We start from the raw sequence: 18916 nt of genomic DNA on the forward strand, positions 1-18916 counted from the left end.
TCATCGGTCGATCGCCAGCTTCCCTCGATCGTCATTGGGGAGTGCTGCACGCCACAGGCGTGCGTAGTGTTCGCCGCGAATGAGAAGTTCCATGTGACTGCCCTCCTCAGCGACGGCACCGTCCGCCAGTACAACGATGTGGTCCGCGCGGGCCGCCGTGGTGAGGCGGTGGGCGACTATCAGAGCGGTGCGGTTCTCGGTGAGGCGGGCGACGGCGCCGGAGACGGTCTCTTCCGTGGCCGGGTCCAGGGCGGATGTGGCCTCGTCGAGCAGGAGCACGTCCGGGTCGACGAACCGGGCCCGTGCCAGGGCGATGAGCTGGCGTTGGCCCGCGGACAGGTTGCGGCCGCCCTCACCGATGGGGTGCAGGTATCCGCCGGGGAGCCGGGAGAGCAGCTCGTGGGCGCCCACGGCGCGCGCGGCCGCCTCCACCTCGGCCGTGCCCGCGCCGGGGCGGCCGTACGCGATGGCGTCGCCGACCGTGCCGCCCGACAGGTGTGTCTCCTGGGGGACGATGCCGAGGCGGCGCCGGTAGTCCGTGAGTTCCAGGGTGCGCAGGTCGTGTCCGTCCACGCGGACGGTGCCCGCCGTGGCGTCGTAGAACCGCCCCACCAGCTTCACCAGCGTCGACTTGCCCGCGCCGGTCTCGCCGACCAGTGCCACCGTCCGTCCTGCCGGGATACTCAGGCGCACTCCGCGCACCGCGTCCCGGGTGGCTCCGGAGTAGCGGAAGTGCACGTCCTCGAATTCGATCGCCCCCTTCAACTGGTCGACAGGCCGGGCCTTTTCGGCTCGTGGTGTGCCGGTCGGGGTGCCGAAGAGGTCCAGGATGCGGCTGAGCCCGACGGACGCCTGCTGGTATCCGTCGAAGACCTGGGAGAGCTGCAGGGCTGAGGAGAACAGGACGTCGACGTAGAGGAGGAACACCACAAGCAGGCCCACGGTGAGGGCGCCGTCCCTGGCCCGGTCCGCGCCGAAGGCCAGCACGCACGCGGCGGTGGCGCCGGGCAGGAACTCCACGAAGCCGAAGTATCCCGCCGCGTGGCGCTGGGCGCGCAGCCGCGCGGTGCGGTAGGCGGTGCTCTTGTCGGCGAACCGTCCCGCGCCGCGCTCCGTCTGCCGGAACGCCTGGACGATGCGCAGGCCCGCGACGTGCTCCTGCAGCTCCGCGTTGACCGCGCCGGACGTGTCGCGTGCGGCTCCGTACGCCCCCGCGGCCACCCACCGAAACAGGAACGTCGCGCCGGCCAGGACCGGCAGGACCGCGCACACCACCAGGCCGAGCCGCCAGTCGAGGACGAGGAGCACGGTGAGCACGGAGACGGTGGAGATGAGGCTGACAGCCGCGGTGGCGACGCCGGTCTGGGCGAACGCCGCGACCGATTCCACGTCGGCCGTCATCCGGGTCATGATGCGGCCGGACAGTTCGCGCTCATAGTAGGCGAGGTCGAGGCGCTGCAGGTGGGCGAAGCCGCGCAGGCGCAGCACATAGCGGATGCGCTCGCCGAGGAGGCCGTTCGTCCTCATCTGGGCCATGCTGACGGCCCAGCCGCCGAGCACCAGGGCGACGGCGGCGACGGACGTCACCAACACCACGCGGGACGCTGCTTGTTGGATGCCGTCGTCGATGCCCGTGCGGATGAGTAGCGGTACGAACACGCTGACCAGCGCGTCGAGCAGGACGAGCATCGCGCCCAGGACGAGTGCGCGGCGGAAGGGGCGCAGCAGAGCGCGCAGGCCGAATCCGGGCTCCGCATCGGGGGCGGGCGCTGTGGCGGTCGGGGCGAGGGTCGCGAGGTGCGGCGGGGTGGCCGCCTCCGGGGACTCCGCGGTCGGGGCTGGGCGGGCTTCGAGGGTGAGCGTCATGTCGAACGGCGCGTCCATGAGGGCCGTCTGCTCGCGCGGCTCGGCCGCCGCGGCGTCCGGGGCGGGTCCGGCCGCCGCGAACAGCGCACGGTACGCCGCCGACCGTGCCGCGAGTTCGTCGTGCGTGCCGATGTCGGCGACCCGGCCGTCCACCAGGAGCGCGATCCGGTCGGCCAGTTCGAGGGTGGACCGGCGGCGGGCCACCAGCAGGGTGGTCCGGCCGCTCATGACCTCACGGAGCGTGGCGTGGATCTCCGCCTCGGTGCGGGGGTCCACGGCCGAGGTGGCGTCGTCGAGCAGGAGGACGCGCGGGTCGGTGAGCAGGGCGCGGGCCAGTGCGACCCGCTGGCGCTGCCCGCCGGAGAGGGTGAAGCCGCGTTCGCCGACGGTGGTGTCGTAGCCGTGCGGCAGTTCGCGGATGAAGCGGTCGGCGCCTGCCGCCGCGGCCGCCGCGGTGACCTGTGCGTCCGTGGCGTCGGGGCGGCCGTACGCGATGTTGTCGCGCACGGTGCCGGAGAACAGGAAGCTGTGCTCGGGCACCAGGCCGATAGCGGACCGCAGCGAGTCCAGCGTCAGATCCCGTACGTCGCTGCCGCCGACGCGCACAGTGCCGTCCTGGACGTCGTAGAAGCGCGGCAGCAGCAGCGAGACCGTGGACTTGCCGGAGCCGGGCGCCCCGACGAGGGCGAGCGTCTCGCCCGGCCGGACGGTGAGGGAGAGTCCGCGCAGCGCGGCCCGCTCGTCCGCGCCCTCTGTGCGCCGTTCGACCTCCGCCTGCCCCTCTCCCGCCGCGTGTCCTTCGTATCCGAACGTCACGTCGGCCAGTTCGAGGCCGACGGGTCCCGACGGCAGCTGCCGCGCGTCGGGCCGTTCCGTGACCCGGGGGCGGGTGTCGATCACCTCGAAGACGCGGACGACGCTGGCCCGCGCCTGGTGGAGGCCGGTGACCACGGTGGCGAGGCCGCGCAGAGGCGAGACGATCTGCGCCACGTAGGCGGAGAACGCGACGAACGTTCCGAGGGAGATGTCGCCGCGCGAGGCCATCCAGCCGCCGGTGGCGAGGATGCCGACCTGGCCGAGCAGCGGAAGGGCCTGGAGGGTCGACCCGTAGAGGGAGTTGAGGCGCACGACTCGCTGCCGCGCGGTGAACAGGGCGTTCGCGGCGGAACCGAGCCGGCGCAGCTCGCGCTCCTCCTGGCCGAACCCCTTGACGACGCGGACCCCTGTGACCGCGTCGTCGACGACGGAGGCGATGGCCGCCTCGCGCTGCCTAGCGTCGAGGGTGGCCGGGTAGAGGCGTCTGCTGCTGTGCCAGGCCGTGTACAGCAGCGGGGGCAGGACGAGCAGCATGACCAGGGTGAGCGGCGGCGACAGGGCCACCATGACCGCGAGGGACAGGACGAGCAGCAGGACGCTGCCGAGGATGTTGGGCAGCATCGCGAGCAGGCCCTGTGCCATGGACAGGTCGTAGATCGACCGGCTGACGATCTGTCCCGTCTGCAGTGCGTCCTGGCCCGCGCCGTCGAGCCGGGACAGGGACGCGAAGGTGCGCATGCGCAGGTCGTGCTGGACGTCGCAGGAGAGCCGCGCGGCCAGACAGCGTTGTGCGATGCCGGCGCCGAAGCGCGCGAGACCCGCGAGGACGAGCACCAACAGGCAGGGCAGCAGGGGCAGTTCGTCCGCGAGGATCACCCGGTCCACGACGGCGCGGGAGATCAGCGGCACGGCCGCCGCGGCCGCGATGGCGGCCACGGTGGCCCCGAGGGTGAGCGCGATGGTGCGGGGGTAGCGGCGGCAGCAGCCGAGGAGGCGTCGGACGGGCGAGCCGGGCGCTCCCGGCTCGCCCGTCCGGCGCGGTCCTCGCCGCTGGGCGGAGAGCGTCACCGGCCGCCCTCGTTCCCGGCGAGATCGTCGCGCTTCCCCGCGAGCTCGTCGAGCTTCGCCGCGATCGCCCCGGAGATCTCCTTCAGCGCACTCGACCTGACCATGTCCAAGTGGGCGCAGTTCACGGGGTGGTCGATGATGTTCCCCTCCACGTACGGACCCCACAGGGTGTGGGCGTCGAGCCGGTCGGGGCGGCCATCGGCGGCCGTGAAGAACTCCACGTCACCGCGGAAGACCGTCGGGCGGAAGCGGGTGGAGACCCGCATGCTATTGGCGCAGGCGGCCGCCACCCTGGCGAGCGTCTTTTCGTCGAGGCCGGCCAGGGCGCCGCCCTGGCTGCGCAGCAGAGCCGCGGCCTTAACGAGCGGAGGCATCGTGTCGTCACGCAGGTCGTCGCCGATGCCCATGTCCTTCAGGAGGCCCTGCAGGATGGTCACCTCGTCGAGCGCGTCCGCCTCGTCCGTCTCCCCTTCCTCTCCCTCGCCCGGGTATCCGTCGAGAAGCGCCAGGAGCGCGACGGTCTCGCCCTGCTCCTGGAGGGCGGTCGCCACGGCGTGGGCGCCGAGGGCGCCGAACGACCAGCCGAGAAGGTGGTAGGGGCCCGACGGCTGGACCGTGCGGATCTGCGCCACGTAGTCGGCCGCCATCTCCTCCAGGGAGCTCGGCATCTCCTGCTCGTCGGCGATACCTCGCGCCTGCAGGCCGTACACCGGCTGGTCGGGGCCCAGGTGCTGCAGCATGCCCACGTACGCCCAGCTGAGGCCGCTCGCGGGGTGGACGCAGAACAGCGGGGGCCGAGTGCCGTCGGCGCGCAGCGGCATCAGCATGGCCAGGCCGTCCCCTATGTCGTCGCCGTCGAACCGCTGGACGAGGCGCGCGACGGTGGGCGCCTCGAACAGCGCCCGCAGCGAGACCCGCACGCCGAACACCGTTCTGATGCGGGTGAGAAGGCGGGTGGCGAGCAGCGAGTGGCCTCCGAGGTCGAAGAAGCTGTCGTCGATCCCGACCCCTGTCACACCGAGGGTCTCCGCGAACAGGCCGCACAGGGCCTCTTCCTGAGGGTTGCGCGGGGCGCGTCCGGTGCCCGCGGCCACGTCGGCGGCGGGCAGGGCCCGCCGGTCGAGCTTGCCGTTCGGCGTGAGGGGGAAGGCGTCCAGGGCCACCAAGGCCGAGGGCACCATGAAGTCCGGCAGGGCGGACGTGAGGCGCCCCCGCAGCTCGTCGAGGTCGAGCGGCGCGCCGTCGGCGGGCACGACGTACGCGACCAGACGCCGGTCGCCGGGCCGGTCCTCGCGGACCACGGCGGCCGCGCGCGCAATCTGCCACTGCGCCGTCAACGCTGCCTCGACCTCGCCGAGTTCGACCCGGAAGCCGCGCAGCTTGACCTGCTCGTCGACGCGCCCCAGGAACTCCAGGCCGCCGTCGCCGCGACGGCGCATGAGGTCACCTGTGCGGTACATGCGGGCGCCCGGCGGCCCGTAGGGGTCGGCCGTGAACCGCTGGCCCGTCAGGTCGGGGCGGCCCACGTATCCGCGTGCCAGTTGGTCCCCGGCCAGGTAGAGCTCGCCGGGGACGCCCGCGGGCACCGGTCGCAGCCGGCTGTCGAGGACGTAGGCGCGGACGTTGCGCACGGGGCGTCCTACGGGCAGGTACGCGTCGCTCCGCCCGTCGTCGCCCCAGGTGCCGAGCGGCACCTCGTGGTGGGTGACCTGGACGGTGGACTCGGTGGGTCCGTACAGGTTGACGCACGGTACGCCCCAGGCGTCCTGGGCGAGCTCCGCAAGGGCGGCGGGCAGTGGTTCGCCGCCCACGAACAGCCGCCGCAGCGACGATGTGCCGCCCGCCGCGACGGCGGCCGCGCACAGCTCGGACAGCAAGGAGGGCACGACCTGGGCGACCGTGATGCCGTGATCGCTGATGTGATCGGCCAACTGAAGTGCGTCCGTGGCAACTTCGTCCGACACCACGTGCGCGGAGGCGCCGGTCACGAGCGGCAGCCAGGTCTCCCAGACGGCCGCGTCGAAGCTGAACGCGGTCCTGGCGAGGACCCGGTCCGTGCCGTCGAGCGGATACTCATCGGCCATCCACCGCAGGTGCCCTGTGACCGCTCCGTGCGTGACCATGACGCCCTTCGGCCGGCCGGTGGAGCCCGAGGTGTAGATCACGTACGCGGGGTGAGCGGGCAGCAGGGGGCGCAGCCGGTCCGCGTCCGACACGTCCCACGCGGACTCGCGGGCGACGGCCGCGGCCACGTCCTCCAGCACCACCGCCGCACACGGCACACGGTCGCGCTCCGCCGTGGTGGTGAGCACCACCACGGGCCGGGCGTCCGCCAGCGTGTGCGCGATCCGGTCTGCCGGGTACCGCGGGTCCACCGGAAGGTAGGCCGCACCCGCCTTCAGCACTGCGAGCATCGCCACGACCGCGTCCGCCGAGCGTGGCAGCACCAGGGCCACCGTGTCCTCGGGGCCTGCGCCTTGCGCGATCAGGTGGCGGGCCAGGCGGTTCGCCCGCGAGTCGAGCTCCGCGTAGGTGAGTTCGGTGTCCTCGAACGCCACGGCCGGGGCCGCGGGGGTGCGTGCCGCCTGCTCCTCGAAGAGGCCGGCCAGGCACCGCTGTGCGATGTCGTCGCGGGCGCCCTGCCAGCCGGTCAGGAGCTTCTCGTACTCCTGGCCCGACAAGATCTCCAGCTCGCCGACCGGCAGGTCGGGGTCGGCCACCGCGGCGGACAGCAGCCGTCCGAACCGCTCGGCGATCCCCTCGACCGTCGCCCGGTCGAACAGGTCGACCGCGAACTCGAAGGCACCGGCGAGCCCCGCCGCCCCGCCGTCCACGCCCTCCGTCTCCTGGACGCTCAGCGACAGGTCGAACTTCGCCGTGTCGGCGGGCGTGGCCTCCTGCTCCAGCGTCAGGCCGGGCAGCAGCATGTCGGCACGTGCGTTGTTCTGGAAGGTCAGCATCACCTGGAACAGGGGGTGCCGGGAGGTGGAGCGCGTGGGGTTGAGGACCTCCACGAGGTGCTCGAAGGGCACGTCCTGATGGGCGTACGCCGCCAGGTCGGTCTCCCGGACCCGCTCCACCAGTTCACGGAAGGTGGGGTCACCGGACAGGTCGGTGCGCAGCACGAGGGTGTTCACGAAGAAACCGACGAGATCGTCCAGCGCCTCATCCGTACGACCCGCCACCGGTGAACCGATCGGGATGTCGGTACCCGCACCGAGCCGCGACAGCAACGCCGCGAAGGCCGCCTGCACCACCATGAACACACTCGCACCCGACTCACGCGCAAGGCCGCTGAGGCGACCGTGCACCTCCGCGTCGAGCGCGAACTCCACGAGGTCGCCCCGGTAGGAAGCCGCCGTGGGCCTGCTCCGGTCGGTGGGCAGATCCAACTGCTCCGGCAGGGCGGACAGTTGTCCCTTCCAGTAGGCGAGCTGGCGGCTCAGCAGGCTTTCGGGGTCGGATTCGTCGCCGAGCAGGTCCCGCTGCCACAGCGCGTAGTCGGCGTACTGCACCGACAGCGGCTCCCACTCGGGAGCGTGACCGTCGGCTCGCGCCTCGTACGCAGCCGCCAGATCCCCCGCCAGAGGGGCCAGGGACCAGCCGTCACCCGCGATGTGGTGCAGCACCACCACCAGGACGTGTGCAGTGTCGTCCAGGGCGAACAGGCAGGCACGCAGCGGAGGTTCGGAGGTCAGGTCGAAACCGCGTGAGGTCTCGGCGACCACCACCTCGGCGAGCTCCGCCTCGGAAACCGGCACGGCCATCAGGGTCGGGCAGGCCGCGTCGGCGCTCAGGACGTGCTGGAACGGCACGCCGTCCGTGCCCTGGGGGAAGACGGTACGCAGCGACTCATGACGTTCGACCACATCGAAGAGCGCCGCTCCCAGCGCCTCCCGGTCCAGTACGCCCGTCAGCCGCAGGACGATCGGCAAGTTGTACGTCGACGACGACTCCCCCTCCAGACGGTTGAGGAACCACAACCGCCGCTGGGCAAACGACAAAGGCACCTCGACCGGACGCGACATCGGCACCAGCGCCGCCCGCGCCACCCCCGCCTCAACCACCCGCTCCGCCAGCTCAACCACACGGGGACCCTCGAACAGGGCACGCAGCGGCAACTCCACGCCAAGGCGGGTGCGGATACGACTGATCAGGCGGGTGGCGAGCAGGGAATGACCGCCCAGATCGAAGAAGCTGTCGTCGATACCGACCCGCTCCACGCCGAGCACCTCGGCGAAGGCCGCACACAACACCTGCTCATGACCATTACGCGGACCACGCCCCGCCACCACCCCCGCATAGTCGGGGGCGGGCAGGGCACGCCGGTCCAGCTTCCCGTTCGCCGTCAACGGCAGCACATCCAGCACCACGACCGCAGCCGGGACCATGAACTCCGGGACACGTCCGCTCAGGAAGCCGCGCGTCTCGGCGCCGTCGATCGCCTCCCCTTCGCGGGGCACGACGTACGCGACGAGCCTCTTGTCGCCGGGGCGGTCCTCGCGGGCCACCACGGCGGCCTGGGCGATGTCGGGGTGCGCAGCGATGGCTGCCTCGACCTCGCCGAGTTCCACGCGGAAGCCGCGGATCTTGACCTGGAAGTCGGCGCGGCCCAGGAACTCCACCGTGCCGTCCGCACGCCAGCGCGCCAGATCGCCGGAGCGGTACATCCGCTCACCCGGACCCGCGAACGGATCCGGCACGAACCGCTCGGCCGTCAGGGCGGGGCGGTTGAGGTAGCCGCGGGCCAACTGGGCGCCCGCCAGGTAGAGCTCACCGGCCACGCCGACCGGCACCGGCCGCAGAGCTCCGTCCAGGACATAGACGCGGCTGTTGGCCACCGGACGGCCGATCGACGGCAGCACCGGCCAGCCGGCCGGATCCCCCTCCAGCGTCAGCGCTGTCACCACATGCGTCTCAGTCGGCCCGTAGTGGTTGTGCAGCCGCCGCGCCGGCACCGATGAGAAGAACTCCCGCACCGGGCCGTGGACGATCAGGGCCTCGCCCGCCTGGGCGACATCCGTCAACTCGGGGAGTTCGAGACCGAGTTCGAGGGACGCCTCCGCCACCGCATCGATCACCAGGTTCGGTGCGTACAGCTCGTTCACACCGCGCCGGTCGAGCCAGCGGACCAGCTCCGCGGGGTCCTTGCGGATGTCGTCCCGGGGCAGCGCGAGGGTTCCGCCCGACCACAGGGCCGAGAAGATCTCCTGCGCCGCGACGTCGAAACTGATGGAGGTGAAGTGGGCGGTCGTCACGCCGGTCGCGCGGTCACGGCGATGCCAGGACAGGAGGTTGGCCATCGCCCCTGCCCGGAACACCACGGCCTTCGGCTGGCCCGTCGAGCCCGAGGTGTACATCACGTAGACGGGGTGGTCGGGCAGCAAAGCGCAGCCCCGCTCCGCCTCGGTCAGATCGGCGTCCGCGTACCCGGCCAGTGCCTCGCCCGTGACCTCCACGCCACGACCGGACAGTTCCTCGGGCAACCGGCCCAGCGTCTGCTCCGAGCCCAGCACACACACCGGATCGGCGTCCTGGAACATGTACGCGATCCGATCCGCCGGATACTCCGGATCCACCGGGACATAGGCCGCACCCGACTTCACTACCGCCAGCAACGCCACCGGCAACCACTCCGAACGCGGCAACATCAACGCCACCACACGCTCAGGCCCAGCACCCCGCTCCACCAACAACCGCGCCAGACGATTCGCCCGCGCATTCACCTCCGCATAACTCAGCTCCGTCCCTTCGAAGACCACGGAGGTCATCTGCGGGGTGCGTGCCGCCTGCGCCTCGAAGCTCTCCGGCAGCGACACCCACGGAACCTCAACACCCGTGGCATTACGGTCCACCAGCAGCTCACGCCGCTCCGCGAACGACAGCACCTCCAACTCGCCGATCCGCCGGTCGGCATCGGCCACCACCCCCGCCAGTACACGACCGAACCGCTCCATGAGGTTCTCGGCGGTCGCGCGGTCGAACAGGTCGACGGCGAACTCCAGGACGCCCGTGAGGCCGTCGGGCCGTCCGTCGGAGGTATTGCGCTCGGCGACGCTGAGGAACAGGTCGAACTTGGCGGAGCCCTCGGCGGTCAGGGACTTCACGTCGAGGCCCGGCATGGTGAGCTGGGCCTGTTCGTTGTTCTGGAAGGTCAGCATCACCTGGAACAGCGGGTGCCTGGACAGCGACCGCTCGGGGTTCAGCACCTCCACCAAGTGCTCGAAGGGCACGTCCTGATGGGCGTACGCAGCCAGGTCCGTCTCACGGACCCGCTCCACCAGTTCGAGGAAGGTCGGATCACCGGAGAGGTCAGTGCGGAGCACGAGGGTGTTCACGAAGAACCCGACGAGGTCGTCCAGCGCCTCGTCCGTACGGCCCGCGATCGGCGAGCCAATCGGGATGTCCGTGCCCGCACCCATCCGGGAGAGGAGCGCCGCGAACGCCGCCCGCACCACCATGAACACACTCGCACCCGACGTACGGGCGAGTTCGGCCAGGCCCGCGTGGACCTCGGAGTCCACCTCGAAGGCCACTTGCTCGCCGCGGAAGGACGCCACCGCCGGGCGGGGGCGGTCCGTGGGCAGCTCCAACTGGTCGGGCAGGTCGGCGAGTTGGTTTTTCCAGTACGTGAGCTGGCGGCTCAGCAGGCTTTCGGGGTCGGCTTCGTCGCCGAGCAGGTCCCGCTGCCAGATCGCGTAGTCCGCGTACTGCACCGACAGCGGCTCCCACTCGGGAGCGTAACCGTCGGCCCGCGCCGCGTACGCAGCCGCCAGGTCGCGTGCCAGCGGTGCCATCGACCAGCCGTCACCCGCGATGTGGTGGAGGACCACGACCACCGCGTGGGATCCGTCGGGCAGGGCGAACAGGGCGGCGCGGAAGGGCAGTTCGGACCCGAGGTCGAAGCCTCGCCCGGCCGCCTCCGCGATCGCGCCGGCGATGTCGTCCTCGTGGATCTCCCGGACCGGCATGTCCACCGCGGTGTCCGTCGCGGCGAGGACGTGCTGGACGGGCGCACCGTCCGCGCCCTCGGGGAAGACCGTGCGCAGCGACTCGTGCCGGACGACGACGTCGCGCAGTGCGGCCCTCAGCGCCTCGCGGTCCAGCGCGCCCGACAGGCGGTAGGCGAGGGGCACGTTGTACGTGGCGGACGCGGGGCCCTCGAACCGGTTGAGGAACCACAGTCGCGACTGGGCGAACGACAGGGGGACCGTCTCCGGGCGTGCCGTCGGCGCCAGGGCCCGCCGTGCCGTTCCTGCGCCCGCGATGCGCTCCGCGAGCCGCGCCACCGACGGTGCGTCGAACAGGTCCCGCAGCGGAACCTCCACTCCCAGGACCGTGCGGACCCGGCTGACGACGCGGGTGGCGAGGAGCGAGTGGCCGCCGAGGTCGAAGAAGCCGTCGTCGATGCCGACCCGGTCCAGGCCGAGCGTCTCGGCGAAGATCGCGCAGAGGGCTTCCTCGCGGGCGTCGCGGGGGCCGCGGTCGGAGGCCATGTACCGCGGTTCGGGCAGCGCGCGCCTGTCGAGCTTGCCGTTGGGGGTCAGCGGCAGCTCGGCCATGGGCACCACCGCGGCCGGGACCATGTAGTCGGGCAGCAGCCCGCCGACGGAGCGCCGCAACTCGCCGGGGTGCACAGGGACTTCGCCGCGCGCGGGCACGACGTACCCGACAAGGCGTCGGTCGCCCGGCCGGTCCTCGCGGACCACCACGGCCGCACGGGCGACGCTCGGGTGGCGAGTCAGGGCGGCTTCGATCTCGCCCGGCTCGATGCGGAAGCCGCGGATCTTGACCTGGCCGTCCGCGCGTCCGGCGTACTCGAGGCTGCCCTCGCCGTTCCAGCGGGCGAGGTCTCCGGTGCGGTACATCCGCGACCCGAGCGGCCCGTAGGGGTTCGCCACGAAGCGTTCGGCGGTGAGCGCCGGGCGGTGGAGGTAGCCGCGGGCCAGGCCGTGCCCGGCGATGTACAGCTCTCCGGTGGTGCCGACGGGTACCGGCCGCAGCGACGCGTCGAGGACGTACACCTGGGTGTTCGCGAGCGGGGTTCCGATAGACGGAATGCCCGTGCCGACGGTCACCTCGGTCAGCGTGGAGACGATGGCGGCCTCGGTCGGGCCGTACTCGTTGACGACGCCGGCGGCGTGCTCGCACAGGGTGTCGGCGAGGCCGACCGGCAGCGACTCGCCGCCGGCCACCGCCCGCACGCCACGGACCATGCCCGGGTCGTGCGCCACCAGTGTCTGCCACAGCGACGGCGTCGCGTGCATGAGGGTGACTCCGGCACCGCGGATCAGCTCCCCCAGCGCCGCGGGCCGGGACACCTCCTCCTTCTCGGCAAGCACCAGGCGGGCGCCCGAGATCAGCGGCAGCAGCACCTCCATGGTGGCCATGTCGAACGCGGCCGTCGCCGCGCCGAGTACGCGGTCCTGCGGTGTCAGGGGAAGCCGTTCGCGCACCGAGACCAGCTGGTTGGCCAGTGCCGCGTGCGGGACGACCACGCCCTTGGGCGTACCCGTCGAGCCCGAGGTGTAGATCACGTACGCCGCGTCACCCGGCGCAGGGCTGGACACCGGGGGTTCGCCGTCCGAGTGGCCGGCGAAGCCGCCCGCCATCTCGTCCGGGCCCAGCACCAACTGCGGGGCGGAGTCCTCGATCATGAACTCCACGCGCGTGGCGGGGTGGTCCCTGTCGATCGGCACATAGGCGCCCCCGGCCTTCAGCACGCCGAGCATGGCCACCACCAGGTCCACCGACCGGGGCAGCGTCAGTGCCACGCGCTGCTCCGGTCCGGTGCCGGGTTCTCCGATGCCGCGCTCGATGAGCCAGTGGGCGACCCGGTTGGCGCGGGCGTTCAACTCCGCGTACGACAAGCACACTTCGCCGTGCACCACGGCGATCGCGTGCGGCGTCATGGCGGCCTGCAGCGCGAAGAGGCGGGGCACGGTGAGGTCAGGGGCCGGTGCGGCGGTGTCGTTGAGTTCGTGCAGCAGCCGCTCCCGCTCGCCCGCACGGAGCACGTCGACCGCGCCGACCCGGAGCCCGGGATCGCCGACGAGCTGCTGGAGCAGGCCGCGGAACCGCTCGGCCATGGCCTCGACCGTCTCCTGGTCGAACAAGTCGGTGGCGTACGCGAATCCACCCACGAGCCCGGCGGCACCGCCGTCGTCCGAGTGCGCCTCGCCGAGCGTGACGGCCAGGTCGAACTGGATGACGTCCAGCGATGTCGCGGCGGCGGACACGGTGAGCCCCGGCAGGCTCAGCTCGGCCTGCTCGTTGTTCTGGAAGGCGAACATCACCTGGAACAGGGGGTGGTGGGACGTCGACCGGGTGGGGTTGAGCAGCTCCACCAGGTGCTCGAAGGGCACGTCCTGGTGGGTGTACGCGGCCAGGTCGGTCTCGCGCACGCGGTCGACCAGTTCACGGAACGTCAGATCACCGGAGAGGTCGGTGCGCAGCACGAGGGTGTTCACGAAGAACCCGACGAGGTCGTCCAGCGCCTCGTCCGTACGGCCCGCGATCGGCGAGCCGATCGGGATGTCCGTCCCGGCCCCGAGCCGCGAAAGGAGCACGGCGAGGGCCGCCCGCACCACCATGAACTCGCTGGCGCCGCAGGAGCGGGCGAACTCCGTGATCCCCCGGTGGAGATCCGCGTCCAGCGCGAAGGGCACGAGCCCGCCGCGGTTGGTGGAGACTGCGGGCCGGGGACGATCGGTGGGGAGTTCCAACTGCTCAGGCAGGCCTGCCAGTTGCGCCTTCCAGTAGGCGAGCTGACGGCTGAGCGGACTCTCCGGGTCCGACTCCTCGCCGAGGGTGTCACGCTGCCACAGGGCGTAGTCGGCGTACTGCACCGGCAGCGGCTCCCACCCCGGGGCGGCACCGGCTGTACGGGCCGCATAGGCCGTGGCCAGGTCGCGCGCGAGCGGGGCCATCGACCAGCCGTCACCGGCTATGTGGTGGAAGACGACGACCAGGATGTGGGTGGTGTCCGGAGCATGGGTGGCGTCCGGAGCATGGGTGGTGTCGTCGAGAACGAACAGCTGGGCGCGGAGTGGGAGTTCGGTGGTCAGGTCGAAGCCGCGCCGCGCCGCCTGGACGACCGCCTCGGCGATCTCGTCCTCGCGGATCCGCCGGGTCGGCAGCTCGGCCTCGGTGGCGACGCGTACGTCCTGGTAGGGCATCCCGTCGGCGCCTGCAGGGAAGACGGTGCGCAAGGTCTCGTGCCGGGCCGTCAGGTCGTTGATGGCCTCGCGCAGAGCGTCCCGGTCGAGCGCCCCGCTGAGCCGCAGGGCGATGGGGATGTTGTACGTACTCGCCTCAGCGCCCTCGAAACGGTTGAGGAACCACAGCCTGCGCTGAGCGAACGACAGGGGTATCCGCTCGGGCCGCTCGGCGGGGCGCAGCGCGGCCCGAGCCGTGTCCGCCCTCTCGACGCGGCGCGCCAGCTGTTCGACGGTGGGGCCTTCGAAGAGGGCGCGGAGGGGCAGTTCCACGTTCAGGACGGTGCGGATACGACTGATCACTCGGGTAGCCAGCAGGGAGTGGCCTCCCAGGTCGAAGAAGCCGTCGTCGACACCGACGCGCTCGACGCCGAGCACCTCGGCGAAAATCGCGCACAGGACATGCTCCCGCTCCGTGCGCGGGCCACGTCCCGGCTCTGTCAGGCCGTACTCGGGGGCGGGCAGGGCACGCCGGTCGACCTTGCGGTGCGCGGTCAGCGGCAGCTCGGCCAGGGTGACTACCGCGGCCGGGACCATGAACTCCGGCAGCTTCTCGCCGACATGGCGGCGCGCCTCGGCCTGGCCGATGGGCGAGGCCTCGGTGGCGGGCACGACGTAGGCGACCAGGCGCTTGTCGCCGGGCCGGTCCTCGCGGACCATCGCCGTGGCCTGCGCCACCTGCGGATGCGACAGAAGCGCCGCCTCTATCTCACCCAGCTCGATACGGAAGCCGCGGACCTTGACCTGCTCGTCCGCACGCCCGACATACTCCAGCTGACGATCCCGGCGGCGACGCACCACATCCCCGGTCCGGTACATCCGCTCCCCCGCACCCGCGAACGGGTCGGCGACGAACCGCTCCGCCGTCAGAGCCGGACGGTTGAGATAGCCGCGCGCCAACTGCGCACCCGCCAGATAGAGCTCGCCGGGAGTGCCCACGGGCACCGGACGCAGTCGGTCGTCAAGGACGTGGGCCCGGGTGTTCCACACCGGCCGCCCGATCGGCGTCACCCCCGCCATCTCCGGCGACAACGGCTCACTCGACGTCGAGGCCACCGTCGCCTCGGTCGGACCATAAATGTTGACCATCCGGCGACCACGCGACCACGTGCGGGCCACCTCCGCCGAACACGCCTCACCAGCCACCACCAGCGTCATACCCTCCGGCAGACCCCCCGCCTCCGCCAGCACCGGCAACGTCGCCGGCGGCAACGTCGCATGCGACACCCCGCACTCCGCCATCAGCTCGGAGAGTTGAGAACCAGGCGTCAACCGCTCCGCCGACCCCAACACCAGTGCCGCACCGGCCAGCCACGCCGGCCACATGTCCGCCACCGCCGCATCAAAACTCGGCGAAGCAAACTGCAACAGCCGACTCCCACCATCGATCCCCAGACGGGCGATGTGATCCCTCGCCAGATTCACCACACCCGCATGACCGACCACCACACCCTTCGGCCGCCCCGACGAACCCGACGTATAGATCACATACGCCGGGTGATCGGGCCGCAGCGGGACACACCTGTCCCCATCCACCAGATCCGCACCCGAGGCGGCAGACACCGCATCCGCGATTTCCTCAAGAAACAGCGTTTCCACGCCACTTGGCACGACGTCCCGGACGGCCTGCGAGGTCAGCGCGACCACAGGGCGCGCATCGTCCAGCATGTACGCGATGCGCTCCGCCGGGTACTTCGGGTCCACCGGAACATACGCCGCACCCGCCTTCAACACCGCCAGCATCGCCACCAACAACTCCGGCGAACGCGGCAGCACCAAAGCCACCAAGTCCTCGGGTCCCACACCCCGACCCACCAGAACCCGGGCCAGTCGGTTCGCCCGCGCATTCAGCTCCGCGTAGGTGAGCTGAACATCCTCGAACAGGACGGCCGTCGCCTCGGGCGTCCGCGCCACCTGCGCCTCGAACGCCACCGGCAACGACACCCACGGAACCTCGACCCGCTCACCCTGCCAACCCGACAGCAGATCCTCACACTCCTGGGCAGACAGAACCTCCAACTCCCCGACCAGGCGATCGGGATCCGCCACTACAGCAGCCAGCAGCCGGCCGAACCGCTCGACGATCTCCTCGACCGTGACCCGGTCGAACAGATCAGTCGCGAACTCGAAACCACCCTCCAAACCAGCCGGCACACCCTCACCGTCGAACCGCTCCGAAAGCCCCAACGACAGATCGAACTTCGCCGCGGCGCCGTCGCTCTGCTCCGTGCTCAGCGAGACACCGGGGAGCCGCAGGTCGGACTGGCGCTGGTTCTGGAAGGCGAGAGCCACCTGGAAGAGAGGGTTCCGGGCCATCGACCGGACCGGGTTGAGGACCTCCACGAGGTGCTCGAAGGGCACGTCCTGATGGGCGTAGGCGGCCAGGTCCGTCTCGCGGACCCGCTCCACCAGTTCGCGGAAGGTGGGGTCGCCGGAGAGGTCGGTGCGCAGCACGAGGGTGTTCACGAAGAACCCGACGAGATCGTCCAGCGCCTCGTCCGTACGGCCCGCCACCGGTGAACCGATGGGGATGTCGGTGCCCGCACCGAGTCGCGAAAGGAGTGCCGCGAAGGCCGCCTGCACCACCATGAACACACTCGCACCCGACTCACGCGCCAGCCCACTGAGGCGACCGTGCAGCTCCGCGTCGAGCGTGAACGTCAGACTGTCACCACGGTAGGAGGCGACGGCGGGGCGCCGACGGTCCGTGGGGAGCTGCAACTCCTCGGGGAGCTCGGCCAGTTGCTCCTTCCAGTAGGCGAGCTGGCGGCTCAGCAGGCTTTCGGGGTCGGCTTCGTCGCCGAGCAGGTCCCGCTGCCACAGCGCGTAGTCCGCATACTGCACCGGCAGCGGCTCCCACGCCGGGACACCACCCGCGGTCCGCGCCTCGTAGGCCGCCGCCACGTCCCGCGCCAGCGGCTCCATCGACCAGCCGTCACCCGCGATGTGGTGCAGCACCACCACCAGCACATGCGTGGCATCATTCAGCGCGAACAGCCGGGCGCGCAAAGGAACTTGGGCGGTGAGGTCGAACCCGCACGTCACCTCGGCCGCAATGAGCTCCGCCAGCGTCTCCTCCGACGCCTCGCTGACACCCAGGGACAGGGACGCGGAGACCCGTTCGCTGTCGACGACCGACTGGAACGGCACGCCGTCCGCGCCCTGGGGGAAGACGGTACGCAGCGACTCATGACGTTCGACCACATCGAAGAGCGCCGTACCCAGCGCCTCCCGGTCCAGTACGCCCGTCAGCCGCAGAACGATCGGCAAGTTGTACGTCGATGACGACTCGCCCTCCAGACGGTTGAGGAACCACAGTCGGCGCTGAGCAAACGACAAGGGCACCTCGGCCGGACGCGCCATCGGCACCAGCGCCGCCCGCGCCACCCCCGCCTCAACCACCCGCTCCGCCAGCTGAACCACACTGGGACCCTCAAACAAGGCACGCAGCGGCAGCTCCACGCCCAGGCGCGTGCGGATACGGCTGATCAGACGGGTCGCCAACAGGGAATGACCGCCCAGATCGAAGAAGTTGTCGTCGATGCCGACCCGCTCCACACCCAGCACCTCGGCGAAGGCCGCACACAACACCTGCTCATGCCCATTACGCGGACCACGCCCCGCCACGGCCCCCGCATAGTCGGGGGCGGGCAGGGCACGCCGGTCCAGCTTGCCGTTCGCCGTCAACGGAAGCGCCTCCAGGACCACCACCGCCGCCGGGACCATAAACTCCGGAAGACGGCCGCTCAGGTAGCGCCGAATCTCCGTGCCGTCGACCTCCGCTCCTTCGCGGGGCACTGCGTAGGCGACGAGGCGCTTGCCGCCGGGCTGGTCCTCACGGGCCACCACCGCGACCTGCGCGACATCAGGGTGGGTCGCGATAGCCGCCTCGACCTCACCGAGCTCCACACGGAAGCCCCGGATCTTGACCTGGAAGTCCGCCCGGCCCAGGAACTCCACCGTGCCATCCGCACACCACCGCGCCAGATCCCCCGAGCGATACATCCGCTCACCCGGACCCGCGAACGGATCCGGCACGAACCGCTCCGCCGTCAGGCCAGGGCGGTTGAGATAACCGCGCGCCAACTGCGCACCCGCCAAATACAGCTCACCCGCCACACCCACCGGCACCGGCCGCAGGGCTCCGTCCAGGACATACACGCGACTGTTGGCCACCGGACGCCCGATCGACGGCAACACCGGCCAGCCCGCCGGATCCCCCTCCAGCGACAGCGCCGTCACCACATGCGTCTCGGTCGGCCCGTAGTAGTTGTGCAACCGCCGCCCCCGCACCGATGAGAAGAACTCCCGCACCGGGCCGTGCACGGACAGCGCCTCACCCGCCTGTGCCACATCCATCAACTGCGGCAGATCGAGATCGAGTTCGGCCGCTGCTTCCGCGACGGCTTCGACCATCGGCATCGGGGCGAACAGCTCGCCCACCCCCTGCCCGGCGAACCAGCGCACCAGCTCCGCGGCACCCCGCCGCGTCTCATCCCGCGGCACCACCAACGTCTTGCCCGACCACAACGCCGAGAACATCTCATGCGCCGCCGCATCAAAACCCAACGCCGCGAACTGACCCGTCCGCCGACCCACACCACCCGACAGCACCTGAGCGTGCCAGGCCAGCAGATTCACCATCGCCCCGGCGGGGAACACCACACCCTTCGGCCGGCCCGTCGAACCCGACGTATACATCACGTACACAGGGTGATCCGGCAGCAGCACACCACCCCGCTCCACCACCGACAGATCACCCTCGGCATAGACATCCGACGGCCCGCCCAGCAGGTCCGCGGCCTCGCCCAGCACCACCTGCGAAGCGCCGCCCACCACCGCCTCATCCAGCGGCGCCCCGGTCACTACCGCCACCGGATCGGCGTCCTGGAACATGTACGCGATCCGCTCCGCCGGATACTCCGGATCCACCGGAACATACGCCGCAC

Annotated in this window: 2 protein-coding genes (1 of these 2 only partly in view); both read right to left on the reverse strand. The window is 71.2% G+C overall.

Annotated elements, in window-relative coordinates; all coding sequences use genetic code 11:
- Nucleotides 1–3750 carry an ABC transporter ATP-binding protein gene (locus tag KY5_RS17395; protein ID WP_098243117.1) on the reverse strand — a complete coding sequence of 1250 codons (3750 nt, stop codon included), beginning with the start codon at nt 3748–3750 and terminating at the stop codon, nt 1–3.
- Nucleotides 3747–18916: the 3' portion of a non-ribosomal peptide synthetase gene (locus KY5_RS17400; RefSeq protein ID WP_234362760.1), read on the reverse strand. The gene runs 7987 nt beyond the window's last position; only the last 15170 of its 23157 coding nucleotides appear in the window; its start codon lies off the right edge, out of view; it ends in the stop codon at nt 3747–3749. Before KY5_RS17400 ends, KY5_RS17395 begins: the two co-directional genes overlap by 4 nt.

The organism is Streptomyces formicae, from assembly GCF_002556545.1.
GTDB lineage: Bacteria > Actinomycetota > Actinomycetes > Streptomycetales > Streptomycetaceae > Streptomyces > Streptomyces formicae_A.